Source organism: Salinicola sp. V024 (genome assembly GCF_052645315.1).
This window is the reverse complement of record NZ_JBQXYB010000002.1, coordinates 139,562-158,952: the sequence shown is the minus strand read 5'-3', so window position 1 is coordinate 158,952 and position 19,391 is coordinate 139,562. Positions and strand designations below refer to the sequence as shown.

Sequence of the window (19,391 nt, the reverse complement as noted above, 5' to 3'; positions counted from 1 at the left end):
AAAACGGCCTTGTTATCCGAATGGATGACAAGGCCGTTTTGTTGCTGAAGTCGCGCCTGAAAACTCGACGCGCCAGCTACCGCTTGTCCTGCAATCGTTCTTCTTGATATCCGCTCATTTAAGACCTCCCTACCAGCGCTGCAAACCAGGAACGCCGTCTCCTCGTTTCACCGACGGGTAACATCTCGGCCGCGCGCTTGGCCTGAATTGGCTCTGGACGAACCGACTCGGAAAGCGTCGGCTCTGATTGCGTCAAATCTATCTGAACTGGCTCTGGATGAACCGATTCGGGATGATCCGGCGCGGCCTGGACTGATCGGGACGGGAGTTGCCCTTCGAAGGCGACAGGCTGAATCGCCGCCGGTGCGGGAGCCGGCGCTTCGTCGCTGGCCACGACGGCGTGGCGGGTGCCTCTCAGGAAGGCGACGGCGCGGTCGCGATCCGGCGTTTCCAGTAGCTCCTTGATCATCGATACGGCGAGTTTCGCCCTGTTGAGAATCGCGCGCCGATCATCGCGGATGATACTGTCGATATCGTTCGCTTCCAGGAAGCTGCGGCGGGCCAGATCGTAATCCTGAAATGGATGTTCGGGCCAGAAGAAACGGTGGCGCACGGTCACGTTCCGGTGCGATCGGTAACCCGGTCGATTCAGCTTCAACTGCTTTCTCTGGGAGGGTCTGCCACGCAGCATCATCGCCATGTATTCGTCCTCTGAACGATACATTCGATGAATGACATAGGCACTCATGGGGCGAATGGCAGCGCGATTTGCCAGCTCAGGCTGCTTTTCGTCGAAAACCATCGGCTCGCCATCCGCGCCAACCGGCACCACCGATTTTCCAAAAATCGGATGATGAACCCGCACGTGCTTTATCTCGACACCGTCGAGCGGAATCAGCGTCTTCAAATGCGAAGACAACTCGTAGCCTGCGCCTCGTTGAAGGGGCGTAAACGGCGCGTGCTGGCCCAGTTCACAGTGCCACAGGTGGCAGATAGGCGCCGGCTTCTGGTCACCAGACGTTCGAGCCACGAAGCGATCAACGGGCGTAGCGAAGTCGTCGGGCGTCCAGAATTCATCGATATCCAGAAACAGCAGCCAATCCATGCCCTGCTGCCGGGACCGGTCGAGCTCCCTGGCGTAGGCAATGGTCTGCAATTTGCTACTAACGCCGGGATCGCAGAGATCGACCCAATCGATGAACTCGAACGTCACCTGAGGATGTGACTGATTGATTTTTTCAAGTACCGCGGCCGAAGCATCCGAAGTCCGATTGATATAGACATGGATAAAATCGAACCCGAAATGCAGGTGATGGAAGACCCATTCCGCCAGATATGGGCCTTCATCCTTGGCAACGGCGCAAACTTTGAAAAGCGGTTTCATGAATGGATCCCTCAAGCGCCACGGCGCTTGGCTGTTATTAAAACGATGCTGAATATCGACGATTAACATGAGCCGGATTCGGGGGGCCGAAACAGCTTTGGATTCGGGAAAAGCGCAAAGCAGCATCGCGGAACATCAAATAACCAGCAAGATGGTTTCTCTAGCACTTATTCTCCGGCTCAAAATAAGCTCGTTGATTAATCGACTTGTAATATTCTTCGCGCCTGAATCAGCTCGACAGCTTCACGGTCTGCGCTTGCCCCAACACCTAGCCCGGAAACAAAAAAAGCCACCCGAAGGTGGCTTTGTTTTAAAACGAATGAAATTTGTGCGAAATCTAGATTCGTCTTTGCTCGATCACGTGCCAGGAGGACTGCCCCCCCTTGGCGGCAGCCCTGGCGTCTTCCTGACGACGCATACGCTGAAGCACGCGATACTGCAGGCGATTGAAATAACCGAACCCTAGCCCCGGCAACGGCAGAAACGGATTGGTCCGGCTCATGCCCCAAAGCGCCAGTCTCGAGCTTCCTGGCTCGGCATTGCCTCTGGCGTGAACACCGAAAGTGTTGGCGATCAACAGAGTATTGGCTTTGACCCGGAACGGCTGCGGCCCGGAAACCCCCAGCCGTTCGGCTTCCTCCTGGCTCACCCGGAATGAGCCGCGCGCCGTATAACGGTCCGCGTGTTCCTTGGCTCGCAGGCTCATCTGGTATTCCCACTTCAACCGCTCACGATGCGGGTGATTGGAACCGGGCACGAAAACGAATGGACCATTCTCGTCGGTCACGTCTTCGAGATAGAGCCAGAACTTCATCGTCGGCTGAAAGGTGTCGACGTGCAGATTCTTCTGCGGGTCGCGCTCCGTCACGCTATCCCGACTGCCGTTGTGCACATTCTCGATATGGCAGATCGGCAGGCGCGCATGCCCGGCGCAGTAGCGGAACAGCCGCTTCAATTTGGAGTCTTCCAGTACCGCCTTGACCATCGGTAGTTGATCGACGACTTCTGGCGCCAGCAGAATCCGATGCGTGTTGGTGTCACCCTGGCAGCACTCGCGAATTTCGCCCTCGAAAGCGCCAATTTCCTGGATCAGAGCCTGAAACTGCTGCTCGGGCAGATAGTTTTCCTTGAGCACATAGCCGTACTGTCGGAAATGCGCGCGATCCGCTTTGGGTACGCCAGGTGCGAACCACGCCATACGAAGGCGGGAAAGCCAATACGCGGACCATACCCGACCGGCGTGCAGACCGTAGCGGTTCAACCGCTCACTACCGATGATGGGGTTGGCCTTGAACGATTTCGCCCCGGTGAAAAGTTCACCGAGCCAGAGCGGATATCGAGTCCAGAATTTCATGCCGTGTAGCCTCTCACTGTTGAAGCCAGTATCGCCAAGCTACCCTTTGGTCCGTTGCCACCAGAATTCCTGCGCCTGCACCGTATTGCCGATGTCGGCAGCCGTCTTGCCTGCGGCTTTCGCCATACGCTCGGTATCGCTCGGGTAGTCCAACAGGCGCTCCAGCGCCGACTGCCAGGCCAGCGGGTCATCTTCGACCAACAGGCCATCTTCCCCATCAGTCACAACGTCGGAGTATGGGGGACGGGCACTGTAGATACCCACCCCACCCATGACCGCGATATCCAACACCTTGATCCAGGACTTGCCCCGATTGAAAGCCGAGGGCCACAAAGGCGCGAGGCCGATATGTAATCGCCGCCCTCGCTGATAGTCGAGGAACTCGCGCCATTTCAGCGCCGTCGGACACTCGACTCGCTCCAGCGCCTTGAGCGAATCGGGCGTATTGTCACCCAGCATGATCTCGAAATCGCTCTGTGGATAGTGTCCATGAACGGCCTGGATCGCGGATGTGATCGCCTCCAGATCGCCGATATGCGCACGCGTGCCATGAAACCCGATATCGCGGCGAATGCGCTTGTGATGGTCGAGGTCCGGCAATTCGGAAATCAACGACGGTGTCAGCACCGATACGCGAGAATGGTGGTGTCGCGTCACGGTTGCCAGCGCCTCGCTACAGACGACCACCTCATCCGCCAGCGCAAAAAGCCTGGGCTGAATATTGCAGACCAGATCGCGCATGCGTAGGCGATACTCTTCGGGCACGGAAAGATCCCGCGCCGCGGCCAGCAGATCGTCATCGAGCAGATAATAGATCTCGCCGAACCAGTCGCGATGCCGCTCCAGCCAGCCCAGCCAAGGCTCCTTGAGCGAGCGCGTAACCAGCACGTTCGCGCGATGCCAGGCATATCCTTGCCAGGGCCAGTAGCGCCACGGCGAGATTTCGCGGGTATCGACGTAGGCGCTTCGATAGCCACGAGACGCCAACCACTTCGCAACATGGCTGAAATAGATATCTTCCGTCGGATGCGCGCCGTCGCTCAACACCAGCCACCGACACGGTAAATACGGCTTCAAACCAGGCCCTCGAGTGACGCAACGGCCTGATCGCGATCAGCGCAGCGAGAAATCTTCATAGCTCATCGTGAGATTAGGATTATAAGCCGGGTCCTGCTGAAGTGCCTCGCGCCAATGGCGGCGCATGTAATCCACCTCGCGCTTGGCGCGCGCTTGCTTGACCGGATTGTCGTCGGCCCCGCGAGAGATCGATTCGTGATGATAAAGCTCGGCGAACGGCGTCCACAGATTGCGATAGCCCTTCTCGCGGACCTTCAAACAGAAATCGACATCGTTGTAGGCGACCGTGAGATCGCGTTCGTTGAGTCCATCGACCTCATCGTAGACCTCACGCCGCACCAGCAGACAGGCCGCCGTCACCGCCGACAGGTTCTGGACCAGGCTCAACCGGTTCTGATAGCCAGGATGCGCTCTCGGGAAAAACCGATGGGCATGGCCGGCGATACCCCCCAAACCGAGGATCACGCCGCCATGCTGCACGCTGTCGTTGGGGTAATAGAGCTTGGCACCCACGCAGCCGATATCCGGTCGGCAGACATGGCCGACCATCTCGGTCAGCCAGTCGGGGTTGATGGGTTCGATGTCGTTGTTGACCAGCCCGATGATCGATCCCTTGGCATGCCGCACGCCGAAGTTGTTGATGGCGGAGTAATTGAACGGCTTGTCGTAGCGTAATACGCGAACACGCGGGTCGTTCTCGATGGCCTCCATGTAGGCCAGCGTTTCCACGCAGGTGGAGCCGTTATCGAGAATGATTACCTCGTAGTGGGGATAACTCGTCAGGGCCAGCAGCGTATCCACGCACGGCTTGAGAATCTCGACACGGTCTCGCGTCGGCACCAGCAGGCTAACCAGCGGCGCGGGTTCAGGGACCGACCAGGCGATTCGACAGCCCTTGTCCCCGGCCGGGCTGACCATCGCCTGAGGATCCACGCTTTCGACGTAGGCCGAAATGGCTTCACGGCTCTCGTCGATGCGCCGCTCCGGCGAAACCCGGTTGGCTTCGGCGTTGTGGTAGATCACGAACGGCACGTGATGAATTCTGGTCTCGTCCACGCCAACGATCAGCTCCAGCAGCAGTCGATGCAGCTCGAGACCGCCTTCGCGCGAGAATACCTGCAAGCGTGATTCGAGCTGATCCTTCGCAAAGGCGGCGGCATGGCCGATGTAATTCGTGGCCAGCAGAAAATCGAGATTCCAGTGCGGTTTGAAGTTGGGCGCCGTCCGCTGACCGCTGGCGTCGATGATATCTTCATCGCCGTAGATGAGCGCCGCATCCGGTGTTATCTGGCAGTGGTTGGCAATATGGAAAAGCGAGTTAAGCCCCAATCGATCGCCAACGCGCACGAACATGACGTAGTGACAGGACTCGCCGTTCGGATCGCAGGCCATCTTGACTGCCTCGCCCACACCACCGGTGACTCGGCGGATTCTGCCGTCTCGAGCCACCACGCGTTCTGCCCATGTCTGACCATCGTGCGCCTCGAGTAGAGACTCCGCGAGGTAAAGATGCCAGTGGGGATAACGCTGCTCGGTTATCGAGCGAACCGACTCGAGCAACTGATGATGGTCCCCCGCCGCCAGGGCTTCTTTACCGCTGGGTATCAGAACGACGGCAAGCTCGATCGGATTCTGAAACTGCGCCTGTTGCCGGGCGACCTTGTTCGCCGAAGGCTCCCGCAGAATTTCGATATGTTCCTGCCAGTACTCGTAGCTGGTTTCCGGTGCGCAATGAATGAACGTCGCTTCGTAGTAGGCGCCCATCAGCTTTTTCCAGCTGATGCCCTCTTCCTTGCCTTCCTGTTTGAGCGAGCGGACGATCGCTTTCTCGTCGACTTCGTGGAAACGCTTATCGGCGTACGCCAACCGATTGATCATGCGGCCATAGGCGAACCGCGGCGTCAGCCAGACGAAGTTGAAATGCTCGATCCGGAACTGGCCCTGCTGGCCGACGAGTGGCTCGAGCCGAATGCGCTTCGTCCCGTAAGGCACGAAGCAGACACGCTTGGAGACCTTGCCGCGCCGAATGACCAGAAAAATACTGTGGCGCCGTTCGAAACCGCGCCCAAGGTCAAATGTGATGCAAGCCGCGGCCGATCTTTGATCGTGAGTGATCCCCAGCTCGATCATGTTCCAGCCTGCAGTCGGCCGATCCCCAAGCAGAATGAAATTGCCTTCGCCTTCGCCGACGCGCCAATCGTAGTCGGCGCTTTCGGGGGTATCGTTATCGACGACCGGACGCATCTGCCCCATGGGCATCAGCCCGGGGCGGGTCCTGAAACGGGGATAGCGCAGTCTGAACTGGCGCGATCGGATAGCCATACGACGATCGGGTTTCATGGGGCATCACCTCCGTGCCGATGTTGCTGAGCATGTCGCTCGGTGGCATAGCGTTGATAGAGATTTTCCCAGCGTTCCCAAGGCGGATTGGCCGTCGCAGCATCGGCGACGACGCGTTTCTTTTCGATCTTTTGCAGTGCTTCCGAATCCAGTGACGCGATTTTCTGTCTCAACGACGTTTCGAACGAGAAGTCGGTGATCGGCGGACGAATCGCGAACCTGGCCGTCGTCTGCATGATGAGAAAGTCCGGCTTGAACTCCTCGATCAGCGTTACATCCAGATTGCCGGCGGTGTGTACGAAGATCACTCGGGCAAAGATTCGCGAAAGATAATTGAACAGCCCGGCACTAGAAGATGCCCCGCAAAGCAGCAGAACGCCGTCGTCGAGCGGGTCGTCGTTGTCGAAAATGGCGAGACGGCCAAAATTGGGTATGGCGTTATCGTAGACCTTAAGGCGCTGATTCGAGAACGTCTTGAGAATCTTCACCGGCTGCAGAACGGGCGGCTCGAGCTTGCCGCCGAGATCCCCCTTGTGCGAGACCTCGCGGTAGCGGTCTTTTTCGAACCGCTTTTCGAGCGCCTTGCGATCGATACCCAACGATACCGCCAGCTCGACCGATGTCTTCATCGCCGCCTTGTGAGTCCAATGGGTATCGGTTCGATAGAAGCTCTCATCGCCGAGCGCCTTCAAGACGTCGACCGGATACAGCGTCGTGCTAGACGCCAGCTGCAGGATCTGGTCGATCGCGGTACGGCTTGCCCGGGGCGTCCCGTAGGCCTCTTCCAGCACCGTCTCCTTGGAAGGCGTGACCAGAACCCGGCACTCCGCCTCGTGCGTCTTGGCAATCGCCTCCAGCGCATGGAAATAGGCTCTCCAGCTCTGCAGGCCGGCTGGCGTCAACAGCAGGTTGCCGCGGTGCTGCTCCAGGCTGAGGTTGGTATCCGCCCGCAGAAAGAGCCAGTCGTTCTTGCCGATCAGCACCTTCTCGGATTCCTGCGGCGCCTGCGCTTTCGTTCGGATTTTCAGCGTCTGCAACGGCCAGCGCTGGTGCCCGAGCTCTAGCTCGAGTTCACAGTGGTTGATACCCAACGGCAAAAAGAATTGAAAACCGCACTGCAGTTGCGGGTGATCCTCCGGGTTCTCGTAGCCAAAGTGCGCGACCACATCGGCACGCTTTTTGGATAGCGATTGCCGCAATTCGAATTCCGGCGACCAGCGCGCGATCAGACGCGCATCCGGGTTGAAATCGGCGAATTCGTCGGTCAGAAACAGCCAGCCCTGCACCAGGGTCTGGCCGCCTTCGATCCGAGCCAACCCTTCCTCCTGCGGATAATCCACGACAAGGCGCCGAACCGGCGACGACGGTTCGGCACGCTTGCGCTGAAAGAACGGGCGATCCTTCCTGGGTTCGGCGGGCGCTTCGACACCCGCCAGACGACGATCGAGCTCGACGATCGTTTCCAACCGCCGTAATTCGTCGTGAACCCGCGGCGCCAGGGCGGCGGCCATCCCGCACGGCTCGTCGTTCTTGTCGTGACGTTCGAAATAGACCGCCGTCTTGGTGTAGCCGACGGTCGCCGCGCTGCCCCGACGCGCCTTCTTGAGCACGAACTCCTCGACCGACTTCACCAGATAATGGTTGAGGCGAACTTCGTCCCACACGATCTCTTCCGACAGGCCCCGGCGTAGCACGCCTTCGCGGGAAAGACGGTACTCGAACGGCTTACCCTTGGCATTGAGCATCGTGCCGGCGGTCAATCCGGGGTGGTGCGGGTTCTGCATCCTGTCGAGCGCCGTGCGCCGCACGATGGATTTGTAGTGATGGTTGGGGCCGAAGCCCTGTCTGGCGCGCTGCTGGAAACGTTCGATTACCAGCCCTTCTTTGCGAAATCGATGCCCGGACGAGCCGAAACAGCACCAGTTGAGTGCGATGGCACCGACCTCGCCGTCACCGAACCGCACCTCGAGCCAACGATGCATCCTGGCACGCGGGTCAAAAGTCTCTTCACCCGCTGCCGGTACCGGGAGGATATATTCGTCGGCATCGATGAAGGCGATGAGATCCACGTCTTCCGGGCAAAGCGCCGTGAGTTCGCGATAGGCGACGAGCTGTGGTGCCCGATCCGGCGGTGTCGCCACACTGATGGTCTGCAACCAGTCGCCGCCGCTCAGCGATTCGAGATACTCCCTGGTACCGTCCGTACTGCCATTGTCGGCGATCAAAAAATAGTCGGCACCGATGACCCGGTGAAAAGCAATCCATTCGGCCAGCGAATCGATCTCATCTTTGACAATTGCAGCGATAGCCAGCTTCACCAATGACTCCAATCACATCTGTCGCGCTCCCGGCTTGCGGGAGACTGCTGAATAGGCTTCTTCCAATGAAGCCACGAACGATTTCCATCCAAACTGTGCCACGGCGCGCTCCCGGCCTTGCTGCCCCATCGACAAGAGCCGAGCAGGCGATTCGATAAAACCGGCGAGCGCATCGGCAAGGGCAGGGATGTCGCCAAACGGCACCAGTACGCCGGCGTTTTCTCCCACCACCTCGGGCAGCGCGCCACGATGATACCCGATGAACGGCCGTCCGGCCGCCATTGCTTCCAGTGCCGTCCGACCAAAAGATTCCTGAAAACGTGCGAGGCTCAATACTAGTTGGACGCGAGCTAATGCTGCCGCCGGAGACGTCACGTAACCGGCCAGCTCGACTTTCGCACACGTGTCTTCGCCGCGGCGCTGGCAGAGCGCCTCCAGCGCCGGCGTGACTGGCCCGAACACGATGATTCGCACCGCCAACTCTCTTTCGTCGAGCGCTGCCATTAGTGTCTCAAGATCGGCAAGCCCCTTGTTGGCGTGGCCGCTGGAAAGAATGCCGACCACCAGCTCACCCGCCTCGGTCATGTCGGGAGACGGCAGCGCCAGCAATGGCGCCATGTCGATCGTATTGGGGACGGTCGCGATCCGAATTGCCGGCTCGCCCTCCAGCACGAACTGGGACGCCGTGAACCCAGAGTTGGCGATCAACAGATCCGCGCGTTGTCGCACGGTCTCGATGATCCATTGCGCATCGCCATTGAGCGTGTCGCAGAGCGCCAGGTCCCGCCGCGGCAGTTCCCGCAGATGAACGGCGACCGGCAGGCTACGGCGCCGGGCCGCCGCCAACGGCTCATCCAGAACCAGACTGTTGATGGCCACCAGGTCAACCGCGTAGTGCTCGATCAAACGCTCGAAATGCCCGACCGTGACAGGCTCCGGCGGGCGCCCCTTTTGCCACCAGCCGAACGGCAGTATCGCAATCGCGCTGCAGCTTTGGCGCAGGGTCTCGATGTAGGACGCATTGACGGCCGTGGGCAGCACGACGAGAACGCGATACCCCAACTCATCGAGGCCGCTGGCAACGTCGATCAGGCTCCGCTCGGCGCCGTAGAGCTCGGTTCCAGCCTGATGCCCGCAAAGCAACACGGTCGTGGCATCTGTGGCATCGCCACCGCGAGTCTGCTGACCGTCGATCACCGGCAGCGGATTCAACCCTGCCGAGCGCTCGTTGCGCAGGAAATGCACCAGAGCGTCTTCGAGGGCAATCGCCTCGCCCAGTTGGCGGGCATAGCCGGACTGGCTGAAATCAGGACCCGGATCGTGACTGGTAAACCGACCCTCCCGCCAGTAGTGATCGAATGCCTCGATGCGGGTGTCCTGCAGCTGCGGATAGCGCCGCAGATACCAGCCGGCGTCGAAATAGCCGGAGTCCTCGATGAGATCTCGATCGTCATCGCTTGCCACACTCGGTTCGCCACGCAAAAACGCCAGCGGGGCCGGGAACGGCCGCGACTCGGCGCCCGCCGCCAGATAGAAATCACCGTTCGCCCTGGCGCGTTCATGCCAGCGCCGGGCGGCGGCCATATATTGCGCCCGCACGCCCTCGAACTGCGTGCTGAGGTGCGTCTCACCATGCTGGCTCAACGAAAACTCGCAAGCCCGGCCGAATGCCAGCGCCAGATCCGGCTCCACCTCTGCGACTGAATCCGCTCCATAGGCCGCCTCGATCCTGGCCAGGTATTCGGAATCCGCGTTGACGCGAACCTCGTCCCAGAACCCCAGCCGTTCGAACACCTCGCGGCGAAACATCAGTGACGACAGGTTACGGTGCACCCAGCCTTCGTCCTCGAGACGCCAACGATGGAACATCAACGCAGGCGTCGCCCGCGACCAGAAACTGATGTTCGCCGGGCCAGCGCCCCGCACGAGCGCGGCCACCTGAAGTGCCAGCTTGTCGGGATGAGACCAGTCATCACTGTCGTGCGTCGTGATCAGCTCGCCTTGCGCCACCGCCAGGCCCGCGTTGCGCGCCGCATAGGCACCGCGATTTTCCGCTTGATCGACGATCCGGAACGACATGCCCGGCGGGCACGCCTGCTGCAACCGCGAGAGCACCTCCGAGGTGTCATCCGTGCTCGCATCGTTGACCGCGATGATCTCCAACCGACCCCAGCGCTGCGCGAACAAACTGCGGATCGCCGTCGAGATCGTTCTGGACGCATTGAAGATCGGCAAGATCACGCTGACCAACGGCCCGCGCTCGGTGCGGATCGGCTCGAACGTCGACGTGTCGCTGACGAGCCGATCGATCAGCGCCTCATCGCCGGGCGAGATGCCGACCGTCGGCAACGCCCGAAGCCGCCAGGGCGCATTGATCCACTCGAGACGTTTTTCCAGCGCCGCTCCTGACACCGCCGAGACGTTGGCATGCGCCAGCGCCGTGTTTGCGCTTTGCGGCCAATCACGATCAAGGACGGCCAGGGGCACGGCCATCCGCTCGACATCCGCGCCCACATGAGCCAGACACTCCAGCGCGAGCAACGCCGGCGCCGGACTTCTGGGCCAGGCAATCAATTCCCCGTCACGAAGAAGATAATCGATCGCCTTGCCTGGCTCGCCCTGCCACGCCCACCAGCGCGCCAGCGCCCAACGTGCGTGGTGGCGCTCTTCTTCCGTGGCATCTTCGGCTTCGCTCAGCCGCTGAAGCCGCTCGAGCATGACCGGGCCGGCGCCACGCCAGAGATGAAAATCACGGGCGAGCGCGCGGTTACGTCGCGGCAACCGCCCCTCCATCTGACCGAACTTCAGGAAATGAACCAGCGGATTGAGCCCGGCGTTCGCAACATCCGGGTAGGCGCTCAGGTACCACGCGGCATCGAACAGCGGGCATGGCGCCAACCCACGGTTGCCGCCCTCGCGCAGGTAATGACGCACGGCATCGTCAGCGCGAACCGTCATTCCCGCCGACTGGGCCTGCAGGCGATACCAATCGGCATCGAACCAGCCGGAGTTCGCCACGAGCGTGGCGTCAGGGTCGGGTCTCTGACCGCCGATGCCGAACCATCGTTTGAGATGTCCGATCATGGGATGAGTCACGGTCGCGGGGAGCGCCCCTCTCCAATGCCGTCTCGAATGAAATGCAGCAGCGGATTGATTTCGGTGAACGCCACGTCCGGATAGGCTTCCAGATAACCCGCGCTGTCGAAATGCGGCGAAGGATCGCGGCCTTCGAAACCGCCGAACTTCAAATAGTGAAGCGCGGGATTCGAGCTATACCTATCATCGCTGGCGATATCCGGGTACTGCTTGAGATACCATTGAGAATCGAACCATTCGCTGGCTTCGAGTTCCGCGAGCGACTCCTGCTGTTTACGGCGCTTGCGTTCCAGATCTTTTCGCCTTTCGGACTTGCCCCTGAACGTAGGGAAGTGCAACAAGCCAGCGGAAGAACCCGGTTTCGTCGTTGCCTGGCCTTGACGCGCCCGCCCGTCAGCCCCCCCTTTCAGCAGGGTAAGCTCTTTATCCTTTTCTTCCATTGCCGCGGTTAGCGAACCCAGCTCATCAAAACGGCTCGCCAAGGACTTTTCACGCTTCTTGAGAAGTTTCTTGAGCTCGGCCACGCTGCGATCAGAGTCTTTCTTATCCGCCTTCAATGACGCCAGCCGTTCTTCGAGTTGGCTAACGACTTCCCCCCTCCTCGCATTTGTCTCCCGCAGGCTTTCTTCTGCCTGTTTCGTTTCGCGCAGACTTTCTTCTACCTGTTGTAACTCGGCATCACGATAGCCAACCAGTGCTTCCAGCTCGGCCACGCTACGATCAGAGACTTTCTTGTCCGCCTTTAATGATGCCAACCGTTCCTCGAGTTGGCTAACGACTTCCCCTCTCCTCGCATTTGTCTCGCGCAGGCTTTCTTCTGCCTGTTGTAAATCGGCATCACGATAGCTAACCAGTGCTTCCAGCTCGGCCATTTTAACGAGAGCCTGCTCATACTCGATCTGGAGGCTCTCGGTCGTCTGGGCCTGAGCTAAAAGCTCACTCTTCTCTGATTGCCAAGCGGCTTTTTCGCTGTCCAGCTTTCTAAGCTGTTTTCTCAGTGCCTTTAATTCTGGTTTCTTAGCCTCGTTTCTCTCATTGAAAAGATCTGCTTTATTCTTGAAGACCTGCGTCTGACGATCGGCTTCTTCGGCAATATTCGTCATTGTTGCCAGTTCACGAAACCGCGTCTGGATACTGGCCTCTTTCTCGGCAATCAAAGAATCACGCTCAGCCACGGTGGTTTCGAGCACGCGCCTTTGCTGTTCGACTTCTTGATAGGCGGAGTCCTTGTCGCTCAGTTCCATACGGACTTGCGCCAACTCGGATTGCAACCCCTGAATCTTGCGCTGCGTATCGGCGTTCTCTTCTGCCAAATGCAGCTTATCAGCTTCCAGCTCTTCGAGATAATCGTCGCGTTCTTTCAACTGGGTCTGTAACTGCGCCAGTAGCGCAACTCGCTCGAGACGTTCCTGCTCGACGGTTTCCAAGCGCTCCTTGACACTATGCAAACGCGCCTTCTGCGTATCGGCCATGGCTTGGTCCACCGAAGCGCGACCCAATCTGGCGAACACCTCACGAACGGTTCGTGCCGCTGTCGGCGAATTCCAGCGAGACATTAATGTTTCCAGTAACGCGGGGGGCTTCTCGCCAACGATCAAGACCCCTAGCCCGTCTCCATGATGAAAGGTGATGGAGCGATAAATATTCTGCAGCGCCAGGAAGTTTTGATGTGCGATGCAGCCCGGTTCACGACGATTGATACCCGGGATCAGAATCACGCCACGCTCGGAGACACGAGGCAGCCATCGCTCGAGCACATCCTCCATGTCCTCGTCGTCGGGGGGAATATCCAAGGCCAGGATATCGATGCTCCCCTCTTCCAGCTGCTTGGCGCCACGCCGGGGCGACACGTTGATTCGCCCCGCCAGCGCGCCATAACGGCGGTCCGCCCTGGCATGCAGTTCACCTGCCATCTCGTCCTGGTCCGCAGCGATCAACAGGCACTCGCTGTCGAGCCCCAGCCGCTGAACACCCTGACAGAAAGCCAGATGCGGACTTCCCGGCCCAACTCCAAGAGTCACACACCTCTTGGGAGCCATTGCCTCCATCAACCAGAACATTAAGGGCAGGTGATCCAGCCACGGCGACTGCTCTACATGATCCGGACGCCAGAACATGGATCCTTGCGCCAGCGACTGAAGCGGAGCACTGCGAAGGTCACCACCATCCTGTTTGCTTAACTTCATCACTTACCCCTGACTTGAATTTCCAATACCAAAAGATGTCGATAACCAAAAGCTTCTTTTATACAGAAATCAACTCATCAAGCATTCCACAGAAAATTAGCTGTGAGGCAAGACGCGTTTTATCCGATAATTTTTTGCTTGAACTCAACTCACTCACAGCAGTTTGAATCATCTTACGGCCAAAATACTTATTAACAAGCCCGGAGCTTTTTGAATAAAACTCGACATCCGACCTCATCTTTTCCACGAAAGCGCTCTCTACAAATGAATGCTTCGCAGGCACGTCACTACGACTTTCAACTGCAGCGCCTGCATAGACTTTCAGAAAAGGTTTTTCATTAACATCTTTCCAATTGACACCTGCTGACTTCCCCCAAAACTCTGAACCACTAATACTGCTTACAGAAAAAGCTTTTTCTGCTTGATCATAAGGATGGAGCGCTAATATCGGATCAATTGCTAGAAGAATATCCATAAACAAAGTGCCGCGCCGGCGCTTTTCTAATGATGTAAGCATAGATGCTCTAAAAAGCCTGGGATCCATTAGTGGAGAAAAAAGCGGGGTCATAAGTGATGCATACCAATTTCTACCATAATGGAACCGCGACCTGAAGTTCAGATAGAAATAATCCATGGCGCTAGGATCTTCTCTATCAACGTCAAGAGAATCGAAAGAGCCTAGAAACTCGTTAGCGATTAACTCGGCCGCATCAGAGTCAATCGCTTTTTCTTTTAATTTATAAGAATGCTCTAATGGGCTCATACGTGCAAAATTCTTGACTAAAGCTGTTGCACCGTTTGCTTTTATAGACGAATAATCTGGCTCATCCGAGCTCGGAATGTAGACAGGCAAGTAATTGCAAAAGTTGGCCGTCTTCCAAGCACTGTAAGCATCATTTAATTTTCCAGACCTCGCTCCACCAGTATTAGAATACAAATCACAGCCATAATATTTGGCTAGTGACTGCGCCACTACATAATCGTCTTTCTTCCTTGGATTGGATACAATGCGAGGCTTTTGCTTATGATTGAAACACGAATGCATTAGGAGACCAAAAACAGCGCGCGAGTCCTGCCCTCCTGATAGATCAGCCTTTATTGAAATACCTGAAGCACGCAAGGAATTTATCTGATGCACACTATCCGCCAAGGAGCTGACTAGCAAATCTCGATAACTATTCTCTGAAGCCACAATTAGATCAGAGTCTTGTTTTATGGAGAACCCCGAATCATTTATTTCTACACGCCTGCCTATAGGCAGCACTTTGATCTCAGCAATTGGAGTGTTATTAGACACCAATTGAGAACCAACTCCGCTATTTTGACCTGTCAGCAACGAAAGAAATGCAGGCACATAAAGGGATAGAGGAACGCTTATACTTTTGAGATACTCTGCAAGAGTTAGCACTGAATTAGAAATAGCCCAATCAGCGCCGTTAGAATAATAGAAAAGTGTATCTTGCCCCATGGAGTCCACTATCGCAAAAGCGGTTTTTCCATGTTTTAAGAAAGCAAAAAACCTGCCTCCCCGGTGCCCGTCCAGGAAAGATTCTACCCCATTTTCTTGGACATATTTATTGAACCCTCGGGTACCAAGTATGGCACTATCTTCTGTGTATGCCACCCCATTGAAATGATTTGGATTGCTGGAAAAAGATGACGATGCCAACCATCCATGTGCCATATCATTCACCTCAAGCGAAACTAGTCGTGTTTCTTTTTTGTATAAAGGGGAAACCCGATTCGCCCTGATCGAAGACCTTAAAGTCATTGGTCTGCCCGCACATACCGCTAACAGCGTCAAAAATAGCGTTCTGATCTAAAAACCAGTTTTTTTCAGCACCACCCTGACTTAGCATAAAATTTTCCACATTGTGCAAAACATCCAAACCAGATTCTTTATTGATAAACAGCTGTGAAGCCAATGTTCTTCGCCATGGATAAATGGCCCTAATGCCACGAGTCACACCTATTCCGCAAGACCAACTATCAAAGCTTTTCAAAAACTTTTGAATTGAATTCATTGGCATACTATCAGCGTCCGGGAAAAAGATAGGGCATTTCAAATCTTCAATATTCTCCCTGGCCCTCAAAAAACGACTACATGCATAGTATGTTTTAGCGTTTCGCCAAGTTGAGGATCGCCACTCCTCATTAATCTGAAGATTGTACCTCGAACTTCCAACTGATGTTAAACGTATTGTCTCAACGATACTCTCATACTCCATTATATCTTTGTCAGCTTCCCCCCCCTTCTCTCTTACCACATTGACAGTTACAGAACCGCCAGTTGCGGACGAAGCTTTTGATGCTGCCACTATCTGGTTAAAATATTTGTTAAAATATCCCAAGTTTACGCTATAAAGACACAAAAATCGCGGATCTGCTGGCGCTGAGGAATGTAATTTTTGGATATCTCCCAATTCAGCAACTGAATATAACTCATGCTTCACAGGCAAAAACGTACTCATTCCCTGTTCGAGAGAACAAAAAACCTTAAACACTTCTTCGTTACAACTAATGCGCGTCACTGCTCGCTTTAGAGCGACCACATCGCCAAAACAAAATTCTTTTAACAAACCACAAAAGAATTCAGCTGCCATTGGAGCCCGCTCTTGAACATCACCGCCTTCAATTGCGCGACTCGCCAAGTCAAACAGCTCTTTTCGAGATTTAGAGTTGACGTCAGACAACTTAAGCTTGGCCAACTTGCCTTTCTCAAACCATAGCTTTATCAAATTATAAATCTTAAGAAATCCTAATATTTCATCTGCAACCTGAGAGTTTTGAGCCCAGTAGCCAGCAGACAAGACTTCTTCCAAACCGGACGACTGCGCTCCTTGCTTCTTTACCCGACTATATAAGTTCGCTATAGCGTCGAGGTTCTTTCTCGTCGCTATTTCCAGAGGCCTTTTCTCAGCCAGTTCTTCGAAAAAGAGTTCGCCTTTACTTCTCACTCTTCTCGCTCCGTTAGTAGGTTCAAGCGTTTCTTGTGAGCAGAATAGCCAAACATTTGGACTACGAAATTATGGGCAATATCAACCTGTCGCTGATACAGATCAGGAGAAGACGCTAGGCTACCTATGACTTCGGTAACGCCGGAGGCCTCTGCATATATAGCAGCCGGCCCAAACAGCGGTTTGTACTTGGGATCGATGATCACCGGCACGCCCACCGCCATGGCTTCGAACATCACGCGGCCAAAGGCTTCGATCCAGTCCGAGTGGGTGTAGTAGACGTAGAAGTCCAGATCCTTGAGGAATTCGGCGGGATGAACCGAGCCGAATTCATGCACGACCCAGTTGTCCGGAAGATGCCCCAGCACTTCTGCCGGGGCTTTTGCCCCACCCAGTACGTGAATGCTGAAACGTTCGTCAGCCGGGTATAGCTCGCGTAGTACCTCGGCGGATTCCGGCCATTTGACGTACTGATCGCGAGAATGACGGCCTATACGGATCGGGCCGTCGCCCGGCGTATGAGGCGCCCGCTGCCACTCGGCAACGTTGATGATATTGACCCAGTCCTCGTCGCCCAGGGTGATGTTGGCCAATTCATCCGCGTGATGGTCGAACAGCGATGCCCGAACGAGCGGGCCGATCGGGTGCCAGCTTGCTTCAACGCCGAAGGCTTTGACGATATTGCGATGGCACGTGGGAATATCGTAGAGCGTCGCACCGGTTTCGCTGTATTCCCGCTTCGGCGGCTGATTGACGATGACCGAAACGCGCTTGGCCGAGACCTGCGGGATACGATCCTGCAGATGCTGCACCACCGGCGGATGACGAATCACCAGATGGTCACAGGTGACCGATTCCCCCTGCACCACGAACGACACCGACTCGCCGTCGACGAGGTTACGAATGTTGTCGTTGATCTTGCGGCCCGGGTTGAGATCGTAACGCGGCAGGTTGAGCAGCCCGGTCTTGAGGCCGAAATAGCGCTGCGCTTTGATCTCCTCGATGTTGGAGTGACTCGTGCCACCTGGCAGACGAAAATCGGACGCGATGATGACATCGTAGTGCGTTCGGCTGACGCCCTTGTCCGGCAACATCGGGCTGGGTCTGGCAAAGTGCTTCGCCGCCCCTTCCGCGCCGTAGCGAAGCGAGTGGCTCTGCTTGCGCGCATAAGCGGCCGATTCGTCGTACTCCTTGCGAGCTCCGGTCTTGAAGCCCAGGTAGCCGAACGCGCTGTCTGCCGTGAGCGAACCCTCGGCCTGACGCTGAAAGCACAGTGGCGCGCCGTCGAGCGTTTCCACCGCTTCCCGCCCAAAGGCTTCGCGCATGCGCGCCAGGAATTCCGAGTCCGCCGCGAAACGCACCTTATCCCAGTAGCCGAGCCGTTCGACCACCGGCTGCCGGCGGAACATCAGCGACGAGAGGTTCATCAGCACAAACGTGCGTGACTTGGGCCGGAGATAGATACGGCCATCTTCTTCCAGACGTATCTGACGCGAGCAGTTGGCAACGATCTGCGGGTTGGCATCCAGATGCGCCACCTGAATTTCGAGCTTGCGTGGGTGTGACCAATCGTCGGCATCGTGCGTGGTGACGTAATCGCCGGCGCAGTGATCCAGAGCGTGGTTACGCGCGGCGTAAGGCCCCTGGTTGATCTCGCTTTGCAGCACACGGATACGAGAGTCTTTCGCCGCGTAACGTTCGGCGACCTGCACCGTGTCGTCGGTGCTGGCATCATCGCTGACGATGATCTCCAACTCGCGATGAGATTGCGCCAGCAGTGATTCGATCGCCGTCGGCAGCGTCTGGGCCGCGTTGTAAGCGGGAATGATGACACTTACCAGCGAGTTCGATGGACTGGCAGTAGTGGCCCGGGCCCGAACACGCTCGTAGAAACCCGCCGTTTCATTTCCCGATAGATGAATCGGCTCGAGCCCGTGGCTTTGATACAGCTCGTTGACGACGGCCAGCCGTGCCAGCAAATCCGGCTCGGCGTTGATATGGCAAAGGCGCCAATCGTCGTCTCTCAGACTTGCCGGCACTTCCGCCAATACGGCGAGCGCTTGCACAGGTCGATCGGACTTGGCATGAACCTGCGAAAGCAGCTTTCTCGCCAGCGCTTGCGAGGCTTCATCCTTGGTGGAATCGATGAAGGCTTCGAGGAACGCGCCGGCCTTGCTCAAGCTCGCCGAGGTCGATTGCGCGGAGTACCACAGCCCAAGTTCCCACAGCGCGAGCTGGCGCGAAGTTCCAATTTCATCCCGAACGATGGCCTCGAGTTCCGGCACCGCCACGTTCGAGAATTCGAGATCGTAGATCCGCGCGACGATGTCCTTGATGCGCTGAGCCTGTTTCTTCTTCGAACGCCGGCTCTGCTGCTTCGCGTTTTCTACCGACTGCCGCGAGACTTTACTCGCCGGCCGACGACCTTCTCTCATGCCGTGCATCAGGTAGTGCAGGAGCGGCCCGGTTTCCGAGAACTGCACATCCGGATAGTTTCTCAGATAGTAGTTGGGCTCGAAGAAGCGCGACGGCTGCCGTCCCCACGGTTCGCCGTACTTCAGATAATGCAGAGCCGGGTCGAGGCCGGACTTCTTCACGTCCGGGTACTGCTTTACGTACCAGCTTTCATCGAAAAACCCTGAACTTCTGACAAACTCGATTTTCTTCAAATACATGGAA

General features: G+C 56.8%; 10 protein-coding genes. All 10 read right to left on the bottom strand.

Features of this window, described 5'->3' with window-relative positions:
• Positions 1-118: 118 nt before the first annotated feature.
• Positions 119-1,453, bottom strand: coding sequence for a glycosyltransferase family 2 protein (locus ACUN9V_RS04195; RefSeq protein WP_445510455.1), 1,335 nt, complete (start codon positions 1,451-1,453; stop codon positions 119-121).
• A gap of 268 nt (positions 1,454-1,721) precedes the next feature.
• Positions 1,722-2,738 carry a phytanoyl-CoA dioxygenase family protein gene (locus ACUN9V_RS04190; protein ID WP_445510454.1) on the bottom strand — a complete coding sequence of 339 codons (1,017 nt, stop codon included), beginning with the start codon at positions 2,736-2,738 and terminating at the stop codon, positions 1,722-1,724.
• A 39-nt stretch (positions 2,739-2,777) separates the two neighbouring features.
• Positions 2,778-3,815, bottom strand: coding sequence for a glycosyltransferase family 1 protein (locus ACUN9V_RS04185; protein WP_445510453.1), 1,038 nt, complete (start codon positions 3,813-3,815; stop codon positions 2,778-2,780).
• Between the two features lie 36 nt (positions 3,816-3,851).
• Positions 3,852-6,155 carry a glycosyltransferase family 2 protein gene (locus ACUN9V_RS04180; RefSeq protein WP_445510452.1) on the bottom strand — a complete coding sequence of 768 codons (2,304 nt, stop codon included), beginning with the start codon at positions 6,153-6,155 and terminating at the stop codon, positions 3,852-3,854.
• Entirely contained in the window at positions 6,152-8,473 is a 2,322-nt protein-coding gene (locus tag ACUN9V_RS04175) for an alginate O-acetyltransferase AlgX-related protein (RefSeq protein ID WP_445510451.1), read from the bottom strand. Before ACUN9V_RS04175 ends, ACUN9V_RS04180 begins: the two co-directional genes overlap by 4 nt.
• Before the next feature lie 12 nt (positions 8,474-8,485).
• The gene (locus tag ACUN9V_RS04170; protein ID WP_445510450.1) at positions 8,486-11,557 is read right to left on the bottom strand and encodes a glycosyltransferase; all 3,072 of its coding nucleotides are present in this window, start codon (positions 11,555-11,557) and stop codon (positions 8,486-8,488) included.
• Positions 11,558-11,565: 8 nt separating this feature from the next.
• Complete coding sequence (locus tag ACUN9V_RS04165; protein ID WP_445510449.1) at positions 11,566-13,755, bottom strand: hypothetical protein; 2,190 nt, start codon at positions 13,753-13,755, stop codon at positions 11,566-11,568.
• Positions 13,756-13,813: 58 nt separating this feature from the next.
• The gene (locus ACUN9V_RS04160) at positions 13,814-15,439 is read right to left on the bottom strand and encodes a hypothetical protein (RefSeq protein WP_445510448.1); all 1,626 of its coding nucleotides are present in this window, start codon (positions 15,437-15,439) and stop codon (positions 13,814-13,816) included.
• Between the two features lie 10 nt (positions 15,440-15,449).
• Positions 15,450-16,712, bottom strand: a complete 1,263-nt coding sequence (locus ACUN9V_RS04155) for a hypothetical protein (protein WP_445510447.1) — start codon at positions 16,710-16,712, stop codon at positions 15,450-15,452.
• The gene (locus tag ACUN9V_RS04150) at positions 16,709-19,387 is read right to left on the bottom strand and encodes a glycosyltransferase (protein WP_445510446.1); all 2,679 of its coding nucleotides are present in this window, start codon (positions 19,385-19,387) and stop codon (positions 16,709-16,711) included. The genes ACUN9V_RS04155 and ACUN9V_RS04150 overlap by 4 nt, the downstream gene beginning before the upstream one ends.
• Positions 19,388-19,391: the final 4 nt, after the last annotated feature.

Coding starts and splice junctions, on each gene's coding strand:
- ACUN9V_RS04195 (WP_445510455.1), bottom strand. CDS start 1,453: ATGTTAATCGTCGATATTCAGCATCGTTTTAATAACAGCCAAGCGCCG.
- ACUN9V_RS04190 (WP_445510454.1), bottom strand. CDS start 2,738: ATGAAATTCTGGACTCGATATCCGCTCTGGCTCGGTGAACTTTTCACC.
- ACUN9V_RS04180 (WP_445510452.1), bottom strand. CDS start 6,155: ATGAAACCCGATCGTCGTATGGCTATCCGATCGCGCCAGTTCAGACTG.
- ACUN9V_RS04170 (WP_445510450.1), bottom strand. CDS start 11,557: ATGATCGGACATCTCAAACGATGGTTCGGCATCGGCGGTCAGAGACCC.
- ACUN9V_RS04165 (WP_445510449.1), bottom strand. CDS start 13,755: ATGAAGTTAAGCAAACAGGATGGTGGTGACCTTCGCAGTGCTCCGCTT.
- ACUN9V_RS04160 (WP_445510448.1), bottom strand. CDS start 15,439: ATGGCACATGGATGGTTGGCATCGTCATCTTTTTCCAGCAATCCAAAT.
- ACUN9V_RS04150 (WP_445510446.1), bottom strand. CDS start 19,387: ATGTATTTGAAGAAAATCGAGTTTGTCAGAAGTTCAGGGTTTTTCGAT.